At 56.6% G+C, this 22694-nt stretch carries 21 protein-coding genes and 1 pseudogene; 10 read left to right on the top strand and 12 right to left on the bottom strand.

Going from position 1 to position 22694, the window contains the following annotated elements; genetic code table 11:
- Window positions 1-24 precede the first annotated feature (24 nt).
- The gene (locus ACMWL8_RS15725; protein WP_045260784.1) at window positions 25-552 is read right to left on the bottom strand and encodes a helix-turn-helix domain-containing protein; all 528 of its coding nucleotides are present in this window, start codon (window positions 550-552) and stop codon (window positions 25-27) included.
- A 279-nt stretch (window positions 553-831) separates the two neighbouring features.
- On the opposite strand from ACMWL8_RS15725, the gene ACMWL8_RS15720 reads away from it, so the two are divergent.
- From ACMWL8_RS15720 to pgaD, 5 genes are all read left to right on the top strand, one after another.
- On the top strand, window positions 832-1095 hold the full coding sequence (locus ACMWL8_RS15720; protein ID WP_131678074.1) for a hypothetical protein: 264 nt from the start codon (window positions 832-834) through the stop codon (window positions 1093-1095).
- 130 nt (window positions 1096-1225) lie between these two features.
- Window positions 1226-3664: a poly-beta-1,6 N-acetyl-D-glucosamine export porin PgaA gene (gene pgaA / locus ACMWL8_RS15715; RefSeq protein ID WP_045260785.1), complete on the top strand. Its 2439-nt coding sequence runs from the start codon at window positions 1226-1228 to the stop codon at window positions 3662-3664.
- 8 nt (window positions 3665-3672) lie between these two features.
- Window positions 3673-5610, top strand: a complete 1938-nt coding sequence (gene pgaB, locus ACMWL8_RS15710; RefSeq protein WP_045260786.1) for a poly-beta-1,6-N-acetyl-D-glucosamine N-deacetylase PgaB — start codon at window positions 3673-3675, stop codon at window positions 5608-5610.
- Window positions 5603-6934 carry a poly-beta-1,6-N-acetyl-D-glucosamine synthase gene (pgaC, locus tag ACMWL8_RS15705; RefSeq protein WP_028014399.1) on the top strand — a complete coding sequence of 444 codons (1332 nt, stop codon included), beginning with the start codon at window positions 5603-5605 and terminating at the stop codon, window positions 6932-6934. The genes pgaB and pgaC overlap by 8 nt, the downstream gene beginning before the upstream one ends.
- Entirely contained in the window at window positions 6931-7365 is a 435-nt protein-coding gene (pgaD, locus tag ACMWL8_RS15700) for a poly-beta-1,6-N-acetyl-D-glucosamine biosynthesis protein PgaD (protein WP_045260787.1), read from the top strand. The genes pgaC and pgaD overlap by 4 nt, the downstream gene beginning before the upstream one ends.
- Before the next feature lie 54 nt (window positions 7366-7419).
- On the opposite strand, the gene gss is transcribed toward pgaD, so the two are convergent.
- The 6 genes from gss to ACMWL8_RS15670 form a co-directional block, all read right to left on the bottom strand.
- Window positions 7420-9282 carry a bifunctional glutathionylspermidine amidase/synthase gene (gene gss / locus ACMWL8_RS15695; protein WP_045260788.1) on the bottom strand — a complete coding sequence of 621 codons (1863 nt, stop codon included), beginning with the start codon at window positions 9280-9282 and terminating at the stop codon, window positions 7420-7422.
- A 116-nt stretch (window positions 9283-9398) separates the two neighbouring features.
- A complete protein-coding gene (locus ACMWL8_RS15690) occupies window positions 9399-10370 on the bottom strand; it encodes an ABC transporter ATP-binding protein (RefSeq protein ID WP_045260789.1) in 972 nt (323 codons plus the stop codon).
- On the bottom strand, window positions 10367-11341 hold the full coding sequence (locus ACMWL8_RS15685; RefSeq protein ID WP_045260790.1) for an ABC transporter ATP-binding protein: 975 nt from the start codon (window positions 11339-11341) through the stop codon (window positions 10367-10369). Before ACMWL8_RS15685 ends, ACMWL8_RS15690 begins: the two co-directional genes overlap by 4 nt.
- Window positions 11334-12179, bottom strand: a complete 846-nt coding sequence (locus ACMWL8_RS15680) for an ABC transporter permease (RefSeq protein ID WP_028014404.1) — start codon at window positions 12177-12179, stop codon at window positions 11334-11336. The genes ACMWL8_RS15685 and ACMWL8_RS15680 overlap by 8 nt, the downstream gene beginning before the upstream one ends.
- 5 nt (window positions 12180-12184) lie before the next feature.
- Complete coding sequence (locus ACMWL8_RS15675; RefSeq protein ID WP_082071011.1) at window positions 12185-13138, bottom strand: ABC transporter permease; 954 nt, start codon at window positions 13136-13138, stop codon at window positions 12185-12187.
- Between the two features lie 44 nt (window positions 13139-13182).
- Window positions 13183-14772 carry an ABC transporter substrate-binding protein gene (locus ACMWL8_RS15670; protein WP_045260792.1) on the bottom strand — a complete coding sequence of 530 codons (1590 nt, stop codon included), beginning with the start codon at window positions 14770-14772 and terminating at the stop codon, window positions 13183-13185.
- A gap of 245 nt (window positions 14773-15017) precedes the next feature.
- On the opposite strand from ACMWL8_RS15670, the gene yghU reads away from it, so the two are divergent.
- Window positions 15018-15884, top strand: coding sequence for a glutathione-dependent disulfide-bond oxidoreductase (yghU, locus tag ACMWL8_RS15665; RefSeq protein ID WP_028014407.1), 867 nt, complete (start codon window positions 15018-15020; stop codon window positions 15882-15884).
- 158 nt (window positions 15885-16042) lie between these two features.
- A complete protein-coding gene (locus ACMWL8_RS15660) occupies window positions 16043-16375 on the top strand; it encodes a YMGG-like glycine zipper-containing protein (protein WP_041908148.1) in 333 nt (110 codons plus the stop codon).
- A 49-nt stretch (window positions 16376-16424) separates the two neighbouring features.
- On the opposite strand, the gene ACMWL8_RS15655 is transcribed toward ACMWL8_RS15660, so the two are convergent.
- Complete coding sequence (locus tag ACMWL8_RS15655) at window positions 16425-17972, bottom strand: methyl-accepting chemotaxis protein (protein ID WP_045260793.1); 1548 nt, start codon at window positions 17970-17972, stop codon at window positions 16425-16427.
- Between the two features lie 219 nt (window positions 17973-18191).
- Here ACMWL8_RS15655 and ACMWL8_RS15650 point away from each other — a divergent pair, with 219 nt between their 5' ends.
- On the top strand, window positions 18192-19232 hold the full coding sequence (locus ACMWL8_RS15650) for an aldo/keto reductase (protein WP_028014410.1): 1041 nt from the start codon (window positions 18192-18194) through the stop codon (window positions 19230-19232).
- Between the two features lie 69 nt (window positions 19233-19301).
- Here the strand turns inward: ACMWL8_RS15650 and ACMWL8_RS15645 are convergent, their stop codons facing one another.
- Both ACMWL8_RS15645 and ACMWL8_RS15640 read right to left on the bottom strand, forming a co-directional pair.
- The gene (locus ACMWL8_RS15645; protein WP_003862473.1) at window positions 19302-19790 is read right to left on the bottom strand and encodes a TIGR00645 family protein; all 489 of its coding nucleotides are present in this window, start codon (window positions 19788-19790) and stop codon (window positions 19302-19304) included.
- Window positions 19791-19871: 81 nt separating this feature from the next.
- The gene (locus ACMWL8_RS15640) at window positions 19872-20375 is read right to left on the bottom strand and encodes an ESA_00282 family adhesion-associated protein (protein ID WP_041908140.1); all 504 of its coding nucleotides are present in this window, start codon (window positions 20373-20375) and stop codon (window positions 19872-19874) included.
- A 103-nt stretch (window positions 20376-20478) separates the two neighbouring features.
- Between ACMWL8_RS15640 and ACMWL8_RS15635 the strand changes: the two are divergent.
- Together ACMWL8_RS15635 and ACMWL8_RS15630 are read left to right on the top strand one after the other, a co-directional pair.
- A pseudogene (locus tag ACMWL8_RS15635) lies at window positions 20479-20882 on the top strand (hypothetical protein).
- Window positions 20878-21342 carry a cytoplasmic protein gene (locus tag ACMWL8_RS15630; protein ID WP_375151355.1) on the top strand — a complete coding sequence of 155 codons (465 nt, stop codon included), beginning with the start codon at window positions 20878-20880 and terminating at the stop codon, window positions 21340-21342. The pseudogene ACMWL8_RS15635 and the gene ACMWL8_RS15630 overlap by 5 nt, the downstream one beginning before the upstream one ends.
- A gap of 42 nt (window positions 21343-21384) precedes the next feature.
- Here the strand turns inward: ACMWL8_RS15630 and exbD are convergent, their stop codons facing one another.
- Window positions 21385-21810: a TonB system transport protein ExbD gene (gene exbD / locus ACMWL8_RS15625; RefSeq protein ID WP_032643392.1), complete on the bottom strand. Its 426-nt coding sequence runs from the start codon at window positions 21808-21810 to the stop codon at window positions 21385-21387.
- 4 nt (window positions 21811-21814) lie between these two features.
- The gene (gene exbB, locus ACMWL8_RS15620; protein ID WP_028014417.1) at window positions 21815-22546 is read right to left on the bottom strand and encodes a tol-pal system-associated acyl-CoA thioesterase; all 732 of its coding nucleotides are present in this window, start codon (window positions 22544-22546) and stop codon (window positions 21815-21817) included.
- Window positions 22547-22694 lie beyond the last annotated feature (148 nt).

Here is a 22694-nt window from a genome sequence, read left to right as displayed (position 1 = left end):
TTTTGCTTTTAAGCTCTCAGGAATTCAGGGATCGTTCCCAACCGCATCCAGCAGTTTGTTTTTAAAGATAAACAAACACGCCTCGTTGAAGTTCTCCGCCCCCAGGCGTTCCGACAGCGCCGTCCGTTTGCGATAGAGGCTCTTCACTGACGTGTTCAGTTCATCGGCAATCGCTTCCATCGACATCCCTGCCCTCAACAACCGCAGCATGATCGCTTCGTGCGTGCCAAGCCGTAAGTTAAGCAGCCATTTAGTGGTCAGACGCCTGCCCTTCATATTGAGCACCAGGTTAAATAACGATGCCATATCCGGCGCCGTAAGCGACGTGTTCATAAACAACTTCATACTGAGTAGATTCTCCTCGCGATGTCGCATATCCAGCATAACGCAGCAGATCGTTTTTTTTGTTCTGGCCGGATGGCGTATCAGGTAATCATATAAACGGAGCGGAGAACGGCTATCAATCAACACAGAATATTCATCTGCACCGTTATCAAATATGTTTCTGTCAATCGAGTCGAGCAGGATAATATCCGGGAAAAATAGCCTCATCCCCCTGACAAGATAGCGATCCTGGGTCACTAACACTATTGAAGTTGCCACTAACCATCCCTTTTAGATTAAAGCAAGAACGCACCTTCAGAAAGAAGGCCGCCTTCGTTTTATAGCGCTGTAATATTAACGACAATATGTATTCTGGCGTTGAACATCCCTCAATACAGACATTGATGAGTAAGACTTCCTGTAGACTTTCATTCAATGGCTGGCGTTAATTATAAATAAAAAACAATCGCAGAAAAGTCACTTCGCTGAACATTAAGACTTTTTGTCATGAAACTTCCCAAACATGCACCAGAAAGTACTTTAATTGCTACAATAAAACCTCGCCGGGAATATAAACAAACTCAAAAAGACATAAACAAAACACATCAATATCAAAGAGTTACAAATACACATTCAATTCAAAATAATCACAAAAGACATCTCATTCCAGAATTATCCCAAAACTACCCCTCTGCTTTTCCCCATATTTATCCGGCAACATATCAGGTGTACATTACCTTCCACCCAGTTCCCAAAGAGGAGGTTCCATAATTACCTTAAAGTAAGTACCCCATAACGTTACTGCATTCAGATTTAATGTTCTCATTTATGGCCTTTAACGCAGAGTTAAAAGGCGGCCGTGTTATGCAATGGATTCATGATAAACAAATGGCAAATAGATATGGAAAGATCGCTTCGCTTCAATACGTTATTCTTTTATCGCGCTCCAGGATTATTGTTTCTGCTATTTCTGTTTCCTGTTCTCGTTCAGGCAACGGAATCCGTTTATGAGCAACAGATTCAACAGGCACGTAACGGTAATTACACGCCGTTTCTCAATTATCTTCAGCGGTATCAGCAACAGCATGCTCTGACGCCCGAGCAAGTGGCGGACTGGTTACAGGTGGCTGCGTGGGCAGGTCGTAATGACGAGGTGATTCAGCTCTGGCAGCGCTATGGCATTTATATGCCGCTGCCCGCTCGCGGCGTTGCGGCTGTCGCGCAGGCCAGAAGAGATCAAAAAGCGTGGCAGCCTGCCTTATCGCTGTGGAAAGAGGCGCTTAGCCTTGCGCCACATAATGACGATTATCGTATCGGCTATATCAAAACCCTGGCCGATGCCCGCATGGATACGCTCGCTCTTCAGGAAGCCCGCCAGCTGGTGATGGAGGATCCCTCTCCGGCGCATCTTCAGACGCTCTCGTACGTCTGGTTACGCCAGGGAAAAAGCTGGGATCGGCTTTTAGCGGACACGCGCGCGCTGACCCTCGCGCCGGAGAATAACGCGCTCCTTAGCGAGTTGATTGACGCGCTAACGGATAACCGGGTGAGTACTCCCGCGCTGATGCTGTCACAAAGGGTAACGCTGACCCCCGCGCAGCGCCGCCGTCTGGAGCTTAATGCCGCCGCAGAATGGGTTCGCCTTGCCGACGTGCCTGGCAGAACGGAAAAGGAGCGCCTGCAGCTGGCGCAAACGGCACTGAATCGTTACGACGCCCTGCTCTCACGCTGGCAACACGAACCGCAGGCAGCGGAAGACATCATCCTCGCCCGTATCGACAGGCTGGGTGCGCTGTACGCGCATGGCGATTACCCGCAGGTCATCCGTGAATATCAGGCGCTGACGGAGGCGCAGCATTCGGTGCCGGGCTGGGCCATCGGCTGGGCGATCTCCGCGTATCTGCAGGAGAAAAACGCCACTGCCGCCTTCTCGCTGCTGCAACGCTATCCGCAATACGCCGCCGATCCGCAGGACGAGGAGCATGCGCTTTTCTACGCCTGGCTGGACACGGGGCAGTATCAGGCCGCTCGCCAGTACGTAGAGCGCCAGACCCGCAGCGTTCCGTGGATCCGCTACGATTTCGGCTCGCCCACTCCGCAGCCCAACGATCGGTGGCTTACCGGGCAGTCGCTCAAATTTAACTATTTGCTCTCAACCAACGCCCTGCCGGATGCGGATAAGCTGGCGCACCGTCTGGCCACAACGGCGCCGGGCAATCAGGGGCTGCAGATTGACTATGCCACCCTGCTTCAGGCGCGGGGCCAGCCGCGCGCGGCCGAGCAAACGTTAAAAAGGGCGGAGGCGCTGGAGCCATCTAATCTGGAGCTGGAACAGCAGCAGGCTTACGTCGCCATGGATCTGCAGGAGTGGCACCAGATGGATTTACTGGTCGACGACGTGCTTGCCCGCGCGCCCGTTGCTCGCAGCGCCAGGCGTCTGGACAGGCTCAGAACGGTGCATCACATGTCCGAGCTGCGCCTTAACGCGAGCAAGGGCTTGCACTCCGATAACCCCATCAGCGGGACGCACGACCTGAACGGGGATGCCACGCTCTATGGTCCACCGGTAGCGGATAGCTGGCGGCTGTTTGCGGGTACCCGCTATGCGCAAGGTAATTTCGATGAAGGCAAAGGCACCAGCCGTCACCTCCTGGGCGGCGTCGAGTGGCGTCCTCGCGACCTTCAGCTCGAAGCCGAGGTATCCAGCAACCGCTATCACGGTGAAAACAAGCCAGGTGCTCGCCTCTCAACCATGTACTTTCTAAATGATAACTGGCAGGTCAGCGGCAGCCTTGAACGCTTATCCCGCACCGCGCCGCTACGGGCATTACGCAACGGGATTAGCGCCAACCGGGGTGAAGGCGGGATCCGCTGGTATCAAAACGAGCGCCGTGAGTACCAGTTCAGCGCCGCCGTCAGCCGCTTCTCAGACCATAATCGCCGACAGGAATACACCCTTACGGGTAAGGAGCGTCTCTGGCAGACCCCGACCCTGACGCTGGATCTTGAACCGGGGATCGCCGCCAGTAAAAACAGCCTGCGGGACACGCTCTATTACAACCCGGCGCGGGATCTGTCCGTGACGGCCGCCCTGTCCGTGGACCATGAGATGTACCGCCATTACGACACCCTCTGGAGCCAGCAGTTGGTAGCGGGAGGCGGCAGCTACTGGCAGAAAAACCAGTCCGTTGGCGCCATCGCCCTGCTGGGCTACGGGCAACGCGTCCAGTGGAATAACGTCATTGATACCGGCGTGATGCTGAACTGGGATAAACGCCCTTACGACGGCAAACGCGAGAGCAACCTCTCCGTCACGCTTGACGCGACTTTACGCTTTTAAGGATGAATATGCTGAACACACGTTTTTCCGTGAGCCTGATCCTCATCGGCTGGCTCTGCCTCAGCGCGAGCGTCTGGGCGCAGGCGATCTCGTTCGTTGCGCCCAGCGAGCGGCCGCAGCCGGAGGCGAGCAAACCCTGGCCGCAGAACCAGTTTCTGGTGCTGGCCTACCACGACGTCGAAGACGATGCCGCCGATCAGCGCTACCTCTCCGTGCGCACCAGCGCGCTAAACGAGCAGATTAGCTGGCTTCTGCACAACGGCTATCACGCCATCAGCGTGCAGGACATTCTGGACGCGCATGACGGCAAAAAATCGCTGCCGCCGAAAGCCGTTCTGCTTAGCTTTGACGACGGCTACAGCAGCTTCTACACCCGCGTCTGGCCGCTGCTTAAGGCCTGGAACGTGCCTGCGCTCTGGGCGCCGGTGGGCAGTTGGGTGGATACGCCAGCAAACCAGAAGGTGAACTTTGGCGGCCTGATGACGCCCCGGGATCGCTTCGCAACCTGGGACATGGTGCGCGAGCTCAGCCAGTCTCCGCTGGTTGAGATCGGATCGCATACCTGGGCCTCGCATTACGGCATCGTCGCCAACCCGCAGGGCAGCCGCGAACCGGCCATCGCCAACCGCTTTTATGATAAAGCGACGGGGCGCTATGAAACTGACCAGCAGCTCAGCCAGCGGATCGGCGATGACGTCCGCAAGGTGACGGAGAAAATCGCGCAGGTGACGGGCAAAGCGCCGCGCGCCTGGGTCTGGCCTTACGGTGCCGCCAGCGGTACGTCGCTCGCCATCGCCAGGCAGCAGGGCTACCGGCTGGCCTTTACTCTGGAGGACGGTCTGGGTGACGTGCGCAATCTCGGTAGCATTCCCCGTTTGCTGATCGCCGGCAACCCCTCGCTCAAAGCGTTTGCCAGTTCGGTCAGCCGGGTTCAGGAGCTCGATCCCGTGCGCGTGATGCACGTCGATCTCGACTACGTTTACGATCCCGATCCGGCTCAGCAGACCCAAAACATCAACAGGCTGATCCAGCGGGTCTACGACATGAAAATCAGCCACGTCTTCCTGCAGGCGTTTGCCGACCCGCAGGGCGACGGCAGGATCAGGGCGCTCTATTTCCCCAACCGCCGGCTTCCGGTCCGGGCCGATCTCTTTAACTTCGTATCCTGGCAGCTGCAAACCCGCGCGGGGGTGAAGGTCTACGCGTGGATGCCGGTGCTCTCGTTCGATCTCGATCCTGCCCTGCCGCGCGTGCAGCGCCGGGACGATCGAACCGGCCAGCTGCGCGAGGCCAATGAGCCCTACATCAGGCTTTCACCGTGGGACCCGCAGGTTCGCCTGCAGGTGACGGAAATCTATGAAGATCTGGCCCGCCATGCCAGCTTCAACGGGATCCTGTTCCATGACGATGCGGTACTGACGGACGTTGACGCTGCCGGGCAGGACACGACGCGCCAGAAAAGCCGGAGGCTTATCGGATTTACCCGCGCTCTGAGCCAGGCGGTGAAGTACATCCGCGGCCCGCAGATAAAAACCGCGCGCAATATGTTCGTCCTTCCCATTCTGCAGCCCGAAAGCGAAGCGTGGTTTGCGCAGAATCTCGATGATTTTCTGGCGGCCTATGACTGGACGGTGCCCATGGCAATGCCGCTGATGGAGTCCGTTCCGGCGAACGAGAGCAATGCCTGGCTGACGCGTTTGATCAAGGCCGTCGCCGCGCGGCCCGGCGCGCTGGATAAAACCATTTTCGAGCTGCAGGCCAGAGACTGGGAGCAGAAGCCGCAGCGCGCCGTCTCCGACAGTCAGCTTGCGGCGTGGATGCGCGTCCTCCAGCTGAACGGCATCAAAAACTACGGCTACTACCCTGACGATTTCATCAATAACCAGCCTGATATCTCGCGCATCAGGCCCGTCTTTTCTTCCTACTGGTACCCTGACAATGACTGATCGCATAATCGCCTTTTCAATTTTGTGTCTGGTATTCGGGCTGCCGTTAGGGGTGGCCGCCCTCTTTACCGGCGAGCTGATTCTGGATTTTGTCTTCTTCTGGCCGCTGTTTATGTCCGTGCTCTGGGTCACCGGCGGCCTCTATTTCTGGTTTCAGCTTGAACGCCGATGGTCGTGGGATAAAGACACGCCCGCCCCGACGCTCGCCGGCGAGCCGCTCATCTCAATTCTGATCCCCTGCTTCAATGAGGAAAGAAACGCCAGAGAGACCATCAGCGCCGCGCTGGCTCAGCGATACGAGAATATTGAAGTGATCGCCATCAACGACGGCTCGTCTGATAACACCGCGCAGGTGCTGCAGCAGCTGGCGCTGGAGCAGCCGCGCCTGCGAGTGATTAACCTCGCGGAGAACCAGGGAAAAGCGGTGGCGCTCAAAGCCGGGGCGGCGGCGGCCCGGGGCGATCTGCTGGTCTGCATTGACGGCGACGCCCTGCTCGACCGCGACACCGCGGCCTATCTGGTCGCGCCGCTGATTCAGTATCCCCACGTCGGGGCGGTTACCGGGAACCCGCGCATTCGCACGCGCTCCACGCTGATTGGCCGCATTCAGGTTGGCGAGTTTTCGTCCATCATTGGGCTCATCAAGCGGACGCAGCGGATCTATGGTCGGGTCTTTACCGTCTCCGGCGTCATCGCCGCCTTTCGCCGACAGGCGCTGGCGGACGTCGGGTACTGGAGCCCGGACATGATCACCGAAGACATCGACATCAGCTGGAAGCTCCAGCTGCGCCACTGGGATATCTTTTTCGAGCCGCGGGCGCTGTGCTGGATCCTGATGCCGGAGACGCTGAAGGGCCTGTGGAAACAGCGTCTGCGCTGGGCACAGGGCGGCGCGGAGGTATTTCTGGTGAACCTGCGCAAGATGGTGCGCTGGGAGCATCACCGCATGTGGCCCCTGTTTCTGGAGTACGCGCTGTCAACGCTGTGGGCCTTCGCGTATGCGATAACGGTGCTGCTGTACATCATCAGCCACGTCGCGCCCATTCCCGCCAGGCTGACTGTTGAAACCCTGTTTCCCCCGGCGTTTACCGGGCTGCTGCTGGGCGTGATGTGCCTGCTGCAGTTCCTGGTCAGCTTGTACATCGAGCGGCGCTATGAGCGCAAGGTGGCAAGCTCGCTTTTCTGGGTGATTTGGTTCCCGATGGTCTACTGGATGATTGGTTTGTTCACCACCCTCGTCGCATTTCCAAAAGTCATGCTTAAACGTCAGCGCGCCCGCGCGCGCTGGATCAGTCCGGACAGGGGAAAAGGAAGCCTTCAATGAATGAAAATACCTTAATTTTGACTGAACATAGGTTGCTGCCACGACTTTTTGATGCCGCGTTAACCGTGGTGGCGTGGGGCGGGTTTCTGTTCTTCCTGTATGCCAGGCTGTGGATGCAGTTAACCGAGGAGAGCGACCACCGGTGGAGCGTGATTATTGCCTCCTTTAATACGGTGTTGATCTATTTGCTGTTCGCCGCGCTCAACGGCTGGCTGCTGATTTTGTGGTATCAGTACAACCGCCGCCGCGCGAACGTAAGACGACGTCAGCCGGGCTTGTTGCATCATGACGAACTTGCCCGCAGCTTTAACGTCTCACCGCAGCTCATCTCGGAGATGAGCCAGCACAACCTGCTGACGGTTTATCATGACCAGATTGGACGCATCATCGAATTGAAAACCAGCGCGCAGCAGGACGAGGAAGCGCAGTAACAAAAAGCCCCCACAGAGAATACCCTGCGGGGGCTTTTTTAGCGCAGATGCACGTTACTTATCCTTCAGTACAATCAGCGGCTCGATATCGCTCTCTTTTTTCACCACCAGCGAGTCATCACCGCGCAGGCAGGTACCGCCGTAATTTCCGCCCACGGTAAAGGTACAGACCTGTATGTACTTGCCGTCGACGTTTGGCAGGCACCAGAGCTGCTGGTAGATATTTTTGCGGTCAACAAACTTGCCGCTGGATTTATCCAGCAGTTCGTCCTGGGCGCTGATGAGATCGATATTGCTGCCGCAGCGTCCGGCAATCGGCTTGACGGCGTATCCGGTCTGCTTCAGCAGGTCGTTCACCTCAAAATCAGTGTCAAGCAGGTAACGGTGGTTCGGGAACAGCTGCCACAGTACCGGAAGAATCGCCTTGTTGCCGGGAATAACGGTCCACAGCGGTTCAAAGACCAGCACTTCCGGGCGCAGCAGAACATCAATCAGGCGCACTTCGCCCTCAGGATGCCCGGTGCGGATCGGCACTGCGGCGTATTCGGTTTCGCTTACCTCGCGGATCTGCTCTATCGCCGTCTCCCACGCCCAGGTTTTCCACACGCAGTTGACGTGGCGACCCTCGTCGTCAATCAGCTGCCCGGCAGCATCCCAGCTCAGGGCGCCAAGCCCGTGCAGAATTTTGGTTTCAAACCCGGCCTGCATCAGCGAGCGCTGGATAAAGAGCGCGTGATAGTCCTCTTCGACATCGTTGTCCTGCATGATGTGAACGAACGGCCGCGCGTGGCTGTGCTTCCATGCGCCGGTCAGCTCTTCCAGCAGGCCTTCTGCCGGGTTATGCCCGTTGCCGCGATAGCCGTTTTTCACCCACTCCTCAAGGATAAGCCCGCCCTCGGTATGGCAGGAGGCGGAGTCGGCGTTGTACTCGTAGACCTTAATCCCGCGCTCATCCATGCAGAAATCCATACGACCGGTGATCATATGGTGGCGACGCCACTGCCAGGAGAGGCGCAGGCGCGGCCAGAGGATTTTCGGGATGTCGAAAAGCGCCAGCAGATTGTCGTCTTTCAGCACCTTGTCCGTCGCGTGCAGGTACATCAGGTGCAGTTCGTTGGTGGCCTTGATCAGCTCCTGCTCGGCACTTTCGGTAATGGTGAAGTACTGGCAGGGATCTTTGTTGATCACGTGGCCGTTGGCGCGGACATACGCCTGCTGCAGCGCGTCATTTTCGTTTAGCCATTTTCCGTCGAACTGACGTGTGTTTTTCAGCCGCGCGCCGCGGATTTTCAGCAGTTCACCGTCCGGTTCAGGCTGGGTAATGCTGTGCTCCGTGTCGTCCGTCTGGATCATCCAGCCGAGAATTTCGGTATCGCTGAAGGTGTCATGAAGGGTATAGCAGCCATTCTCCACGGTCATGCGCAGCTCGCGCGTCCACTGCTGCCCGAGCGGCAGCGGCGAGTGAATAACGTTCTGCTCCGCAATACGCACCTTATCGTCCAGAAGCTGGGTGATCACCGCCACGTGGCCGGTGTCATGAAACTCGCCGCCTTTTTGCCAGATAAGCAGCGCCCCGGCGCGCGGCGCGCGCTTCGAGCCGTTGGCAAAAGCCTGAAGGGGCAGAATGTTATCGTTCACCACCTGGCGCAAAAAGCGCAGGGAGAAGATCTCCCACGCCATGCCGACATCGGTAAACACGAAGCCATAGTTGAGGAACAGGAAACGGCGGGCGAACTCAACGCACTGCCACTTGTGGCCCATGTATTCGTTGCCGATATAGCTGCGGAAATCCGCGTCTTCCGGGTATTTTCGCGGATCCAGACTGCCGTAATTCGATGAGTAAATCGCCACGCCACCCGGCGCATAACCTAACAACGTCCCGAATGGCGCATCACTGCTTAACTTTCCTTTACGCATGTATCCAACCTAAAACAGGCAGGCGGCAATTTTTTATGGGTTGTCGTCGTCTGCACGTTGTAATTAACCTGACAGAGGAGCGTTTATCATACACCTGCGCGACGCGTGAATAACATTTAAAACAGCCAGCATGCCGCGAAATGCCCTGGCGCAATCTCCTGCATCGCAGGCTCCTGCGTCTGGCAAACCGGCATGGCGTGCGGGCAGCGGCTGCAGAACTTACAGCCCGGCAGCGCGGACGTGGGGCCTGGAATGTCGCCGCGCAGGGTGGCGTCTTCGAGATTGCGGATGCGCGGATCGGGCTGGGGAACCGCCGCCAGCAGCGCGCGGGTGTAAGGGTGTGCCGGGCGCTGATACAGTTCATTCGCCGGGGCCACCTCTACCAGTTTGCCGAGATACATCACCCCAATGCGGCTGGAGATATGGCGCACCATCGAGAGATCGTGGGCGATAAACAGATAGGTTAGACCCAACTCCTGCTGCAGGTCCTGCAAAATATTCACCACCTGCGCCTGCACCGATACGTCCAGCGCCGAGAGCGGCTCATCGCACAGCACAAATTCAGGATGCACGGACAACGCGCGGGCAATACTGATGCGCTGACGCTGCCCGCCGCTGAACTCATGCGGAAACCGCTCAAGGTGTTCGTGCTTCAATCCCACTTTGTAGAGCAGCGTTTCCGTACGTTCTCGCTGTTCTTCGCGGCTGTAGCCGTGGATCTGCATCGGTTCGGCCACCAGCTGTCGCACCGTCATACCGGGGTTGAGCGAGGAGTAAGGATCCTGAAAAATTGCCTGCATCCGCTTACGCAGCGGCTTGAGCTCTCTTTCGCGGGCGTGGGCGATTGCCTGTCCGGCAAAGTGGATCTCGCCCGCGGTGATATCGAAAAGGCGCAGTATGGCGCGCCCGAGGGTGGATTTTCCGCAGCCGGACTCCCCCACCAGGCCAAACGTCTCGCCGGGCTGGATATCAAAGCTCACGCCATCAACCGCCTTCACGGCCACGCCTTTACGCAGCAAACCGCCGTTGAGCGGATAGTGCTTGCGCAGATCGCGCACGCTCACTAATGGCGCCTGTTGTTCACTCATGCCTGAATCTCCTCGGCCCATAGCCAGCAGGCGGCGCGATGGCCCTCTCCGGCGGTGTAAAATACGGGTTGCCGTTCACACTGGGGCATGCGCTTCGGGCAGCGTTCCGCAAATGGACAGCCCGGCGGCGGGTTAAGCAGGCCGGGCGGCGAACCTTCAATGGGCGATAAACGTTGATTCACCTCATCCGGGCGCGGCAGCGAGGCCAGCAGACCCTGGGTGTAAGGATGCGCAGGGCGATAAAAAATGTCCTCCACGCTCCCCTCCTCCATCACCAGCCCGCCGTACATCACCACCACGCGGCTGCAGACCTGCGCCACCACGCCGAGATCGTGGGTGATCAGCAGAATCGCGGTCCGGGTCTGCTGTTGCAGACTTTTCAGCAGGCGCAGGATCTGCGCCTGAATGGTCACGTCCAGCGCGGTGGTCGGCTCATCGGCAATAAGAAGCTTCGGATTGCAGGAGAGCGCAATAGCGATCATCACGCGCTGGCGCATTCCACCGCTGAACTCGTGGGGATACTGGTCGTATCGGCGTTCCGCTTCAGCAATGCCCACCTGATCCAGCATGGCTATTGCTGCCGCTTTGGCCGCTTTTTTCGACAGTTTTTTATTTCGCACCAGGATCTCAGACATCTGCTTGCCGATAGTGAGCACCGGGTTCAGGGCGGTCATCGGATCCTGAAAAATCATCGCGATCTCGTTGCCGCGAATGGCGCGCATCTGCGCGGGCGTTTTCTGCGCCAGGTCCTCATTCTGGAAGCGAATGCTGCCGCCGGTTATCCGTCCGTTGCTCCCCAGAAGCTGGATAATCGACTTACAGGTGACGCTTTTCCCGCAGCCCGACTCGCCGACAATACCGACGAGTTCCCCCGGCTGCACCTGAAAGCTCACGCCACGCACCGCCTGAACCTCGCCCTCGCGGGTGCGGAACGTGGTTTGCAGGTTCTCAAGCGCTAATAAGTTACTCATCGCGATTTGCTCCCGGCTCAAAGGCGGTACGGAACACATCGCCCAGCACGTTAAAGCTGAACACCGTCAGCAGGATCAGAATGCCGGGGAACATCGCCAGCCACGACGCTTCGCCAATATAAGACTGGGCGTTGTTAAGCATGCTTCCCCACGACGCCGCCGGTGCCTGCACGCCCAGCCCTAAGAAGCTAAGCGTCGACTCCATCAGAATGGCCGAGGCGATATTCAGCGTGGCGGCCACGATAATGGTCGGCAGCACGCCGGGAATGATGTGGCGCACGATAATACGCAGCGGATGCGCTCCCGACGCGCGGGCATAAAGCACGTACTCGCGCTCTTTCACCGATAGGGTTTCAGCGCGCACCAGTCGCGACATGTTCATCCACGTCAGCAGGCTGATGATGAGAATGATGTTATCCACGCCCGGCTTGAGGTAAGCATTCACCACCAGCAGCAGGAAGAAGGCCGGTATGGCCATCAGGATATCCACGGCGCGCATCATCAGGTTATCCAGCCAGCCGCCAAAATAGCCGCTCACCGTTCCTACCACCGTGCCGATAAGCGTGGAAAAGAGCATGGCGAGAAAACCGACCATCAGGGAGATCTGGCCGCCGTACAGCGCGCGGGTAAAGTAGTCGCGCCCGTACTCGTCGGTGCCGAACCAGTGCGCGGCATCCGGCGGCAACGTGCGCGCGCCGAGCGCCATCCGATCCGGATCGTACGGACTTAACCCCGCACAGAGCGCGGCGACAACGAAAATAAAAAGCACAAACAGGGAGAACTGCGCCGGACGGTTGCGGCGCAGCTGGTGACGAACCTGCTGCCAGCGTCTGCTCATCCGGGTTACCTCAGCGTACGAATGCGGGGATCGGCGAAACGATAAAGCAGATCGGCGATCAGGTTGCCGACGATCAGCATCATCGACGAAAGCATGATGATCGCCATGATCAGCGGGTAGTCCAGCGAGGCGATCGACTGGATCCCGAGCAGCCCCATCCCCGGCCACGAGAAAACGCTTTCCGTCACATAGGCCCCCACAATCAGCTCACCGAACGACAATCCGAACAGGGTAATCACCGGCAGCAGCACGTTTTTCAGCACGTGGCGGAACAGAATGCTGGAACGCGTGGCGCCGTAGGCAAGCTGGGTCTGCACGTAGTCGGCGGAGAGCTGCGAGATGGTGTTAGAGCGGATGTAGCGCACGTAGCTGGAGAGGTTATAGAACGTGAGCGCAATACACGGCAGCACGCCGTGGCGCAGCAGATCCAGCCCGTTATCCTCCATGCCGATGGTGCGCATCCCCATGCTGGGGAACCAGTTAAGCTGCACGGCAAAAACGGTGATGAGCAAAATGCCGAACCAGAAAATCGGTACCGAGATGCCGATATAGGCAAACAGGTTCAACAGGTGATCCAGCCAGCGGTGCTTAAATGCCCCCGCCAGCAGCCCCAGCGGGATCGCCAGCACGATAGCCATCAGCAGCGACGCCCCCATCAGCCCCAGCGTGGCCGGAATGCGTTCGCCGATCATCTCCAGCACCGGGCGGTGGTAAATCAACGAATAGCCGAGATCGCCCTGCAGGACGCTTTTCAGCCACAAGACGTACTGCGTGACCAGCGGCTTATCCAGCCCCAGGCTCTGGCGAATTCGCTCAATATCTTCCGGCGCCATACGCGGCGTGATGTACGCGGCCACGGGGTCGCCGGGCGCGAGCTTGACCAGCAAAAACGCCACCAGCGAAATAAAGAAAAGCATCGGCAGCAGCTGCAGCAGCCGACGCGTGAGGAGTGTGTTCACGACGTGCCCTTAAAAGGCCCCGATCTTACGACCGGGGCAACAGCCTATTTTTGATAAATTTTTGACAGATCCTGGAACAGATAAACCGGCTTCGGCTCCGCTTCCTTCGTGCCGCCGAAGCGTTTATCCACGGCGACGGTCGCATTGGTGTAGGCGATCGGGTAGTAGGTCATCTCGTTCGCCACGGTCTGCTGAATTTGCTTGTAGATATCGGCACGTTTCGCGGCGTCGGTTTCCACGGCACCTTTATCCCACAGGGCATCAAACTGCGGATTTTTGTAGTGCGCGTAGTTATAGGCTTCGTTGCTCATGAATAGCGATTTGTAACCGTCCGGCTCTGCTCCCATAATGTAGCCGCCCAGGTTCAGTTCCCACGCGGTGTTGTTCATATCAAGACTGCGCTGAGACATGGCGTTGGAGTCCAGCGGCATCAGCTCAACGTTCACCCCAATGCCCTTCAGCGCCTGCTGAATGTAGAGCGCCATGCTCTCCTGGGTTTTGTTGGTGTTCACATACGCCAGGCGTAGCTTGAGATTATCCGGCGCGCCGGACGTCTTCAGCAGGTCTTTGGCTTTTTGCAGATCGAATTTGTACTGTTCAACGTCATCCGTCTTGTAAAGCGTATCTGGCGTCAGGAACGAGGTTGCCGGTTTAGCGTAGTCCAGCGAGGTAAACGCGGTCTGGGTTAGCTCGTCTTTGTTGATGGCGTACGCGATGGCCTGACGCAGCGCTTTGCTCTTCATCACCGCCACGTTCTGGTTGAACGTCATATAGGCCAGACGGCCTTCCGGATAGACCACGAAGTCAAATTTCCCGGTATTTTTCAGGCGGTTCACATCCTGCGGGTCAACCATCTTGAGGTTGATTTCACCGTTTTGCAGCGCCAGGTTGGCGGCGTTGCTGTCTTTGGCGAAACGGTAGGTGACGGAATCGAGCTTCGGTTTGCCGTTCCAGTAATCGTCGAAGCGCGTAAGGGCGTAATACTGACCGGCGCGATACTCTTTAAATTTGAACGGCCCGGAACCGACCGGCGCATCGTTTTTGGTGCTCTTTTCCAGGTCGCCTTCACCGGCGAACACGTGCTGCGGGATCGGGTAGATCTGCACCAGGGTGCCGGTAAAGGCCGCGCTGACCTGCGGTAAGGTGAACTTAACGGTGCGCTCATCAACCTTGCTCACTTCAACAGGCTTGCCGCCGTAGGTAAACATGCTGCGGAAGAAGCTGTGCTGTTTGGCATCCAGCAGCTTATTGAAGGTGAAGACCACGTCGTCCGCCGTCAGCGGCTGGCCGTCCTGCCATTTTAGGTTGGGTTTTAGCGTCAGGGTATAGCTCAGGTTGTCGGCAGAAGGCGTCAGGCTTTCCGCCAGGCCCCACTCAATGTTGCCGTTATTAAAGCTGTACAGCGGGGCATAAAGCGCCTGCATGATGGTTAATGTTGTGCGGTCGCTGGCGTAGAGCGGATTAACAGCTAACGGGTCGCCGGAGGTAATCCCGATAATGAGCGAACCGCCCTCTTTTGGCGCGTCGCTTTTTGCCGCCGCGGCCGAATTTGTCTCTTTATTTTTCGCATCATCACAGCCCGCCAGGCCTAACGCGAGCGAAACGACCACTGCCGATAACAGAAGCTTGCGCATCTCACTAACTCCTTGCCTTATAAAGTGTTTATTACTGCATCTTTTATTTATGTTGAAGCATCATATTCAGCTTTAGCGGTTTACGCATTAATTATGAAAATGCGATTTTCGATTAAGCTTATGCCGGATTTGATATATATAAGCAGCAGAAGGAATAGCGGTTAATTGCTTGCGCTCACAACGTTAAACGCTTCACAAATCTCCTGCTACACTGCCTCAACACATCACTAAAAAGGCAGGCCAACATGTCAGACAACACGTATCAGCCACCCAAAGTGTGGGAATGGAAAAAGAACGGCGGCGGCGCGTTCGCCAACATCAACCGTCCAATTTCCGGCGCAACGCATGAGAAAGATCTTCCTGTCGGCTCTCACCCGCTGCAGCTCTACTCGCTGGGCACACCGAACGGCCAGAAGGTGACGATCATGCTCGAAGAGCTGCTGGCGCTGGGCGTGACGGGCGCGGAATACGATGCGTGGTTGATCCGCATCGGCGAGGGCGACCAGTTCTCCAGCGGGTTTGTAGACGTGAACCCGAACTCGAAAATACCGGCGCTGCGTGACCACTCCACGAACCCGCCAACGCGCGTATTTGAATCCGGCAATATCCTGCTCTATCTGGCGGAGAAATTCGGCCACTTCCTGCCGAAAGATCCGGCGGGACGCACCGAGACGCTGAACTGGCTGTTTTGGCTCCAGGGCGCGGCACCGTTCCTCGGCGGCGGCTTTGGCCACTTCTACAACTATGCGCCGGTAAAAATCGAGTACGCGATTGACCGCTTCACCATGGAAGCTAAGCGCCTGTTCGACGTGCTGGATAAACAGCTGGCGCGCGGTCGCTACGTGGCAGGTGAGGAGTACACCATCGCGGATATGGCGATTTGGCCATGGTTCGGCTGCGTGGCGCTGGGCAGCGTCTATAACGCCGCCGAGTTTCTGGACGCGGAGAAGTACACCAACGTCCAGCGCTGGGCGAAGGACGTGGCGAACCGCCATGCGGTTAAGCGCGGTCGCATCGTTAACCGCACCAGCGGCGAGCTGAACGAGCAGCTCCACGAACGCCACGCGGCGAGCGACTTCGATACCAATACGGAAGACAAGCGTCAGGCGTAACGTTCCGCCGGGCGGCTCCCCGCCCGGCAGCCGCGATCCTTGCCCAGGGCATGATTAGCCTAAAGGTTGAGTGGCTATTGCTGGCACTATCTGGACGTTTTTCTCACCTCAGAATGAGAAACGCCGTATCAACTGACAGCAGTCACAAAGGATCTGTTATGAAACTTATTAAAACAACGCTGGTTATCAGCGCCCTCATTTTTTCCACCTCGGGAATGGCCATCGACAAAACCGCCGCCGGCGCGGTAGCAGGTGCTGCTATTGGCGCAGCCACGGGCAAAGATCTGAAATCAACCGTGGGCGGTGCCGTGGTTGGCGCAGGCACGGGTGCAATGTTCAAAAACGGCGAAAAAGGCAAAGACGCACGTAAGGGCGGTGCCGTGGGGGCCGTCGTTGGCGCGGGCGCGGCTGCGGTGACGGGCAATAGCGTGCTGAAAGGCGCGGCCGTGGGTGCCGGCACGGGCGCGCTGATCGGTGAAGCGACGCACTAACAGCATCGGGAAAAGAAAGAAGTAAGGCCGCATCAGGCGGCCTGTTGTGTTATGCCGTCAGGCGGAACTTCTGCACCGAGCGTTGAAGCTCTTCGGTCTGGCGCTCCAGCGCCGCGGCTGCCGCGGAAACCTCTTCGACCAACGAGGCGTTCTGCTGGGTGACGCCGTCCATCTGCGTAATGGCAATCCCGACCTGCGAAATGCCCTTACTTTGCTCCTCAGAAGCCGACGCGATTTGCTTCATAATGGTCGTCACCTCCGTCACGTCGCGCAAAATCGCATCCATGGTGGTGCCGGTGTCGCTCACCAGCTGCGCACCCTGCTCTACGCGGGTCACGGAATCGGTAATCAGACCCTCAATTTCTTTTGCCGCATTGGCGCTGCGGCTTGCCAGGTTGCGGACTTCACCCGCCACTACGGCGAATCCACGCCCCTGCTCGCCCGCGCGCGCCGCTTCTACGGCCGCATTGAGCGCCAGAATATTGGTCTGGAAGGCAATGCTGTTGATGACGTTGGTGATTTCAGCAATTTTCTTCGAGCTTTCCGAAATACCGCTCATGGTGGTGACCACCTCTTCCACCAGCGAGCCGCCGCGGCTGGCGGTGGTTGAGGCCACATCGGCAAGCTGGCTGGCCTGACGCGCGCTTTCGGCGTTCAGCTTCACGGTAGCGGTCAGCTGTTCCATGCTGGCAGCCGTCTCTTCCAGCGCGGCAGCCTGCTCTTCGGTACGGGAAGAGAGATCGTTGTTGCCGCTGGAGATCTCCGTCGCGCCGCGCCAGATATTCTCACTGCCGGAGCGAATGGTGCTGACCGCTTCACGCAGGCTGTCCTGCATGGCGCTCAGCAGCGGCACCAGCTGTCCCACGCAGTTGCGGCCGAAAGGCGCAATGGGCTGGCTGAGATCGCCCTGGGCAATCTGGCGGAACTGCTGGCGAATGCGCTCCAGCGGTTTGACCAGCATCGCCACCAGGTAGCGGTCGGTAAAGAGCAGGATCAGCAGGCCGATAATGGTGGCGACGATAATAACCGTGCGGGTCATGCTGGTCAGGCCGTCGACCACCATGCGGGTGCTGTCGAGCGTCTTCGCGGCGGCATTATTGAACTTCTCGGCGGCGGCACCGAACGCACGGCTTAGCGGCGGCGTGACGTTGTTGGCCTGCTGGCGGTAGCCGTCCAGGGTCGCCTGCTTCGCCTGCTCCATTTGCGGCGTCACGCCCTGTTCAAGCAGCGCCTGCCAGGCACCGATCACCTGCGCAGAGACCTGCTCATCCATTGGGCCAGGCGAGATCGCCTTCATTTCGGCCAGTTTCTTACCCATGTTGTCCAGCGCCTGTTGGGCAGAGGACAAATCCGGCGTGCCGCCAGCGGCTTTGACCTCCATGGCGCGGCTCAGACGGGTCACAAAGCGGAAATACTGATCGTTGCCCTGGCTGAGCACCATCATCTGTTTGACCAGTTGGCGATCGACTTCATTGCCGTCTGATACCCGTGACAGGGACCAGGTGCTGTACAGCCCGACGCCCGCCCACATTAAACAAAAAATCCCGAGGATCGTCAGCATGACGAAACGGATCGTGAAATTACGGAGCATATTCATAAGTCTTCCTTGCCGTGAGGGTGAATTCGCCCAGAGGCGAGTGCTACTCTCGTTATCGGCAGGGTGCAGGGAAATTATAACCTTTTGTGATTATTTTTCGTTAGCGTGGCTTCACAGGTCGCACAGCCACCGTTAACCCTTATCTTCGCACGACATGATGTGATAAGTTCAGAATGAAAACGACGTTTCAAAAAATCATCTATAAGAAAAGGAGACATCATGTCCTGGTACCCTGACGCTACCCGCTACGAGAATATGCAGTACCGCTACTGTGGCAAGAGCGGCCTGCGCCTGCCCGCGCTGTCGCTGGGCCTGTGGCATAGCTTCGGCCACGTTCAGCCCCTTGACTCCCAGCGCGCGCTGCTGCGTAAAGCCTTCGACCTCGGTATTACCCATTTCGATCTTGCCAACAACTACGGACCGCCTGCGGGAAGCGCGGAAGAGAACTTTGGCCGCCTGCTGCGTGAGGACTTTGCCCGGTATCGCGACGAGCTGATTATCTCCACTAAAGCCGGTTACGACATGTGGCCAGGCCCGTACGGTTCAGGCGGCTCACGCAAGTATCTGCTCGCCAGTCTCGACCAGAGCCTGAAACGTATGGGCGTCGAATACGTGGATATTTTCTATTCCCACCGCGTGGATGAAAATACGCCAATGGAAGAGACGGCCTCCGCGCTGGCTCATGCTGTTCAGAGTGGGAAAGCGCTGTACGTGGGCATTTCCTCCTACTCTACCGAGCGCACACAAAAAATGGCCGCGCTGCTGCACGAGTGGAAGATCCCGCTGCTGATCCACCAGCCGTCCTATAACCTGCTTAACCGCTGGGTCGATAAGACCGGCTTGCTGGATACGCTGGAAGCAAACGGCACGGGGTGTATTGCCTTTACCCCGCTGGCGCAGGGTCTGCTGACCGGAAAATACCTGAACGGTATTCCGGAAGGTTCTCGCATGCAGCGCGAGGGGAACAAAGTGCGCGGCCTGACGCAGAAAATGCTGACGGAAGCTAACCTGAACAGTCTTCGTCTGCTTAATGAGATGGCGCAGGCGCGCGGGCAGACGATGGCGCAGATGGCGTTGAGCTGGCTGCTGAAAGATGCTCGCGTGACGTCAGTGCTGATTGGCGCGAGCCGCCCGGAACAGCTGGAGGAGAATGTTCAGGCGCTGGGTAATCTGCGCTTTACGGAAGATGAACTGACGCGGATTGACCAGCACGTGGCGGACGGGGAACTGAATTTGTGGCAGGCGTCGTCGGATAAATAGTGTGGTTCGATGCTTTCTCCCCTCACCCTTCCCCGGGAGAGGGTTAGGGTGAGGGGAGAAATGTGTACCTTATTTCTTACTGATCTTATCCAGATACCCCATCACAAACGCCGACAGCACAAACGTCAGGTGGATAATCACATACCACATCAGCTTATTATCCGGGACGTTTTTCGCGTCCATAAACACGCGTAACAGGTGGATAGAGGAGATTGCCACTATAGATGCCGCAACTTTATTCTTCAGCGACGAGGCGTCCATTTTCCCCAGCCAGCTGAGCTTTTCTTTATGCTCGGCGATATCAAGCTGAGAGACGAAGTTCTCATAACCGGAGAACATCACCATCACCAGTAAGCCGCCCACCAGCGTCATATCCACCAGCGACAGCAGAACCAGAATTAAATCGGCTTCCGCCACGGAGAAAATGTTAGGCAATACGTGGAAAATCTCCTGGAAGAACTTGATCGTCAGGGCGACCAGCGCCAGGGAAAGACCGAAATAGACGGGTGCGAGCAGCCAGCGAGAGGCATACATTGCGTTTTCAAAGAAGCGTTCCATAAAATCCTGTCTGCAAACGAAACCAGCGCTCAGTATATCTCAACGGCGCTGACTGTTTGCAAGAACTAACCAGTACGCCACTCAGACGTCGTCCGGGTTAACCTCAGGACGCGCATACTCCGGCCAGACCAGCACCACCAGCTCCGGGTAGGCTTCCAGGCTAAACTCGCGAAAACACTGGCGAAGGTTTAATACGTCCAGGTCGGAATACGAGACCTTCTCACCGTTAAGACAGCGCTTTTTGATGTTGTCGTAATATTTATAAACCGCTGAATTCAGATCGCTACAGCGACGCTGCGCCTCAAACAGGCCGGGCGTGTCATTAATTTCCGACATTTTCATGCGCTTAATTGTCGCGTGTAAGAAGTCGATATATTCATGATTCACCCGCCAGTACCAGACAGGCGTAACGGAGTTCATCAAAACAGAGAAATGATCTTCTCCTTCCTCTTTTGTCATCAGTTCAGGTTGTGGCGGTTCACTGGTGTCTTTCGACACTTTCGTTTTATTGAACTCCTGCATCAATAAAAGCACACCAGCGGTCAGTAATAGTAATGTGATGACCGTAAAAAAGATGCTGTTCATGGGTTGGCTCCATTTTTTTTGATTTTAAAATTGCCTCATGATATTGTCAACGAATCTCACGCCTTTACCAACCCCACCCTGTTGAAATTAAAGGAAATTAAAAATGCTGCCCGACTATCTCGTCCCGGCTAAGTACCACATTACGCCTGTGGAACAGCAACCGACGGAAGAAGAAAAAAAGGCCAGTTTCACTCAGGGGAAAAGAAAGCTCTCTGATTTCGAGCCTGATATATTAATTGGCGTTCTCACACTGGCAAATCCCGTAATATGCTGCTGGAAGAGCACGATCGCCATATAAAAGACCGCTTATTTCGCGCTATAAAAATTGAAGCCTTCGTCCACCTGCTGAATGACCTGCAGGCAGAAGGCGAAATAGATGCCCAGAAACTAAGTCAAATAATGGCTGAAAAAACGAAAGAAATAAATGAGGCCGGCAATGAAATTTGGCTTAATCTAATTACGCGAGAAAAAAACAACCCTATTTTTTATACCCTGGGGGAAGATTAACGTGAAAGAAGTTAAAGTTAAAGACAATAACGTTTATTTGACTTTAGATGATAAAAAAAGTGATGAATTTATCTTAAAGCAAAACATCGAGGCGCTAAGAAATGCAAAAAATTCCGAGATGACGCGTATTACACAAGACCTGGTATCGATCCCGGCAACGCTGGTGCGTCTGAAATGGCAGAATCGCCGCGAGATTTATCCGTTACAGGTCAAAGAAGAAATTTACGGCGCCGTGATGAACGCCATCATCGAACAGCTTCCAGAACTGAAAGAGAAACTGCTGGGACGTCTTGAGGCCAACTACCAGTATCTGCTTGCCAGAGAAATCGCCACCCTGCGCCTGACGCGCAAACTGTCAGCCGGTGAGTACCGTACGTCAAACGTCACCTGCGTTGCGCTCGATGAGGACGCGCTGACCACCCCCCCCTCTACCGCACCGACGGACAACAAAAACGCATAAACCAACAGGCATAAAAAAAGCCGGCTTTCGCCAGCTTCTTTATCACTTCGAGGCCGCTTTCTCTTCCCCGACCAGCCCAATCTTCAGATAACCCGCCTGATGCAGCGTGTCCATTACCTTCATCATGGTTTCGTAGTCGACGGTTTTGTCCGCCCGGAAGAAGACGGTGGTGTCCTTCTTGCCGCCGGTCAGCTGGTCCAGCGCCGGAATAACGGAGGCATCCGTCACAGGGTCGTTCCCCAGGAACATGGATTTATCCGCTTTCACCGACAAATAAATTGGCTTTTCCGGACGCGGCTGCGGCTGGCTGGAGGAGGCAGGCAGATTCACCTTCACGTCGACCGTCGCCAGGGGGGCTGCCACCATGAAGATAATCAGCAGCACCAGCATGACGTCGATAAACGGCGTCACGTTGATTTCGTGCATTTCGCCGTTATCGTCCAGATTTTCGTTTAGACGCATTGCCATACAATCAACCTACGCGCAGTTTAGACGCCGCATGCACCGGCTTCACGGCGCTGGCATTCAGGTCGAGATCGCGGCTTTGCAGCAGCAGAACCTGAGCGGCAACGTCGCCGAGCGTGGCTTTGTAGTTGCCGATCATACGCGCGAAAATGTTGTAGATAACCACCGCCGGAATTGCCGCAACCAGACCGATTGCCGTCGCCAGCAGCGCTTCCGCGATACCCGGGGCCACTACCGCCAGGTTGGTGGTTTGGGTCTGAGCAATGCCGATAAAGCTGTTCATGATGCCCCAGACCGTACCGAAAAGACCGATGAACGGTGAAATCGCGCCGATGGTCGCCAGATACCCATTGCCGCGTCCCATGTGTCGGCCAACGGCCGCAACGCGACGCTCCAGACGGAAACCGGTACGCTCTTTAATACCTTCGTTATCTTCACTGCCGGCGGAGAGTTCCAGCTCGTTCTGAGCTTCATTCACTAACAGGGTGGTCAGGCTTTTCGGGTGGAAGGATGAGGTCATCTCAGAAGCCTGATCCAGAGAGCGGGCTTCTGCCAGCTGCTGCTGTTCCCGCTTGAGGCGACGCTTCTGCGAAAGCAGCTCGGCGCTTTTGCTGAAGAAGATAGCCCAGGTGACAACGGACGCCAGAATCAGGCCGATCATCACAATCTTAACCACGATGTCAGCATGATGATACATGCCCCAAACGGAGAGATCCGTCTGCATCAAATTATTACCCACTCTGTATCTCCAGGACGCAAATCACAAAATCTGAACGTAATAATATCAAAAAGCCGTCGAATTGATAGTCGTTCTCATTAGTATTTACATGGTGCCGTAATTTTCGCTCAGTTTCCTTGCGCTTACGCAGTAAAAATTTCTTATGCCC

It is taken from the genome of Enterobacter sp. 04-C-12-SI-ECC (assembly GCF_047530715.1).
In the GTDB taxonomy this organism is placed as follows: Bacteria; Pseudomonadota; Gammaproteobacteria; order Enterobacterales; family Enterobacteriaceae; genus Enterobacter; species Enterobacter bugandensis.
This window is presented reverse-complemented; position numbering and strand designations above follow the sequence as displayed.

Coding starts and splice junctions, on each gene's coding strand:
- ACMWL8_RS15720 (WP_131678074.1), top strand. CDS start 832: ATGAAACTTCCCAAACATGCACCAGAAAGTACTTTAATTGCTACAATA.
- gss (WP_045260788.1), bottom strand. CDS start 9,282: ATGCGTAAAGGAAAGTTAAGCAGTGATGCGCCATTCGGGACGTTGTTA.
- ACMWL8_RS15680 (WP_028014404.1), bottom strand. CDS start 12,179: ATGAGCAGACGCTGGCAGCAGGTTCGTCACCAGCTGCGCCGCAACCGT.
- yghU (WP_028014407.1), top strand. CDS start 15,018: ATGTCAGACAACACGTATCAGCCACCCAAAGTGTGGGAATGGAAAAAG.
- pgaA (WP_045260785.1), top strand. CDS start 1,226: ATGGAAAGATCGCTTCGCTTCAATACGTTATTCTTTTATCGCGCTCCA.
- exbD (WP_032643392.1), bottom strand. CDS start 21,810: ATGGCAATGCGTCTAAACGAAAATCTGGACGATAACGGCGAAATGCAC.
- pgaB (WP_045260786.1), top strand. CDS start 3,673: ATGCTGAACACACGTTTTTCCGTGAGCCTGATCCTCATCGGCTGGCTC.
- ACMWL8_RS15650 (WP_028014410.1), top strand. CDS start 18,192: ATGTCCTGGTACCCTGACGCTACCCGCTACGAGAATATGCAGTACCGC.
- ACMWL8_RS15640 (WP_041908140.1), bottom strand. CDS start 20,375: ATGAACAGCATCTTTTTTACGGTCATCACATTACTATTACTGACCGCT.
- ACMWL8_RS15655 (WP_045260793.1), bottom strand. CDS start 17,972: ATGAATATGCTCCGTAATTTCACGATCCGTTTCGTCATGCTGACGATC.
- ACMWL8_RS15660 (WP_041908148.1), top strand. CDS start 16,043: ATGAAACTTATTAAAACAACGCTGGTTATCAGCGCCCTCATTTTTTCC.
- pgaD (WP_045260787.1), top strand. CDS start 6,931: ATGAATGAAAATACCTTAATTTTGACTGAACATAGGTTGCTGCCACGA.
- ACMWL8_RS15645 (WP_003862473.1), bottom strand. CDS start 19,790: ATGGAACGCTTCTTTGAAAACGCAATGTATGCCTCTCGCTGGCTGCTC.
- ACMWL8_RS15670 (WP_045260792.1), bottom strand. CDS start 14,772: ATGCGCAAGCTTCTGTTATCGGCAGTGGTCGTTTCGCTCGCGTTAGGC.
- ACMWL8_RS15690 (WP_045260789.1), bottom strand. CDS start 10,370: ATGAGTGAACAACAGGCGCCATTAGTGAGCGTGCGCGATCTGCGCAAG.
- ACMWL8_RS15685 (WP_045260790.1), bottom strand. CDS start 11,341: ATGAGTAACTTATTAGCGCTTGAGAACCTGCAAACCACGTTCCGCACC.
- pgaC (WP_028014399.1), top strand. CDS start 5,603: ATGACTGATCGCATAATCGCCTTTTCAATTTTGTGTCTGGTATTCGGG.
- ACMWL8_RS15725 (WP_045260784.1), bottom strand. CDS start 552: ATGAGGCTATTTTTCCCGGATATTATCCTGCTCGACTCGATTGACAGA.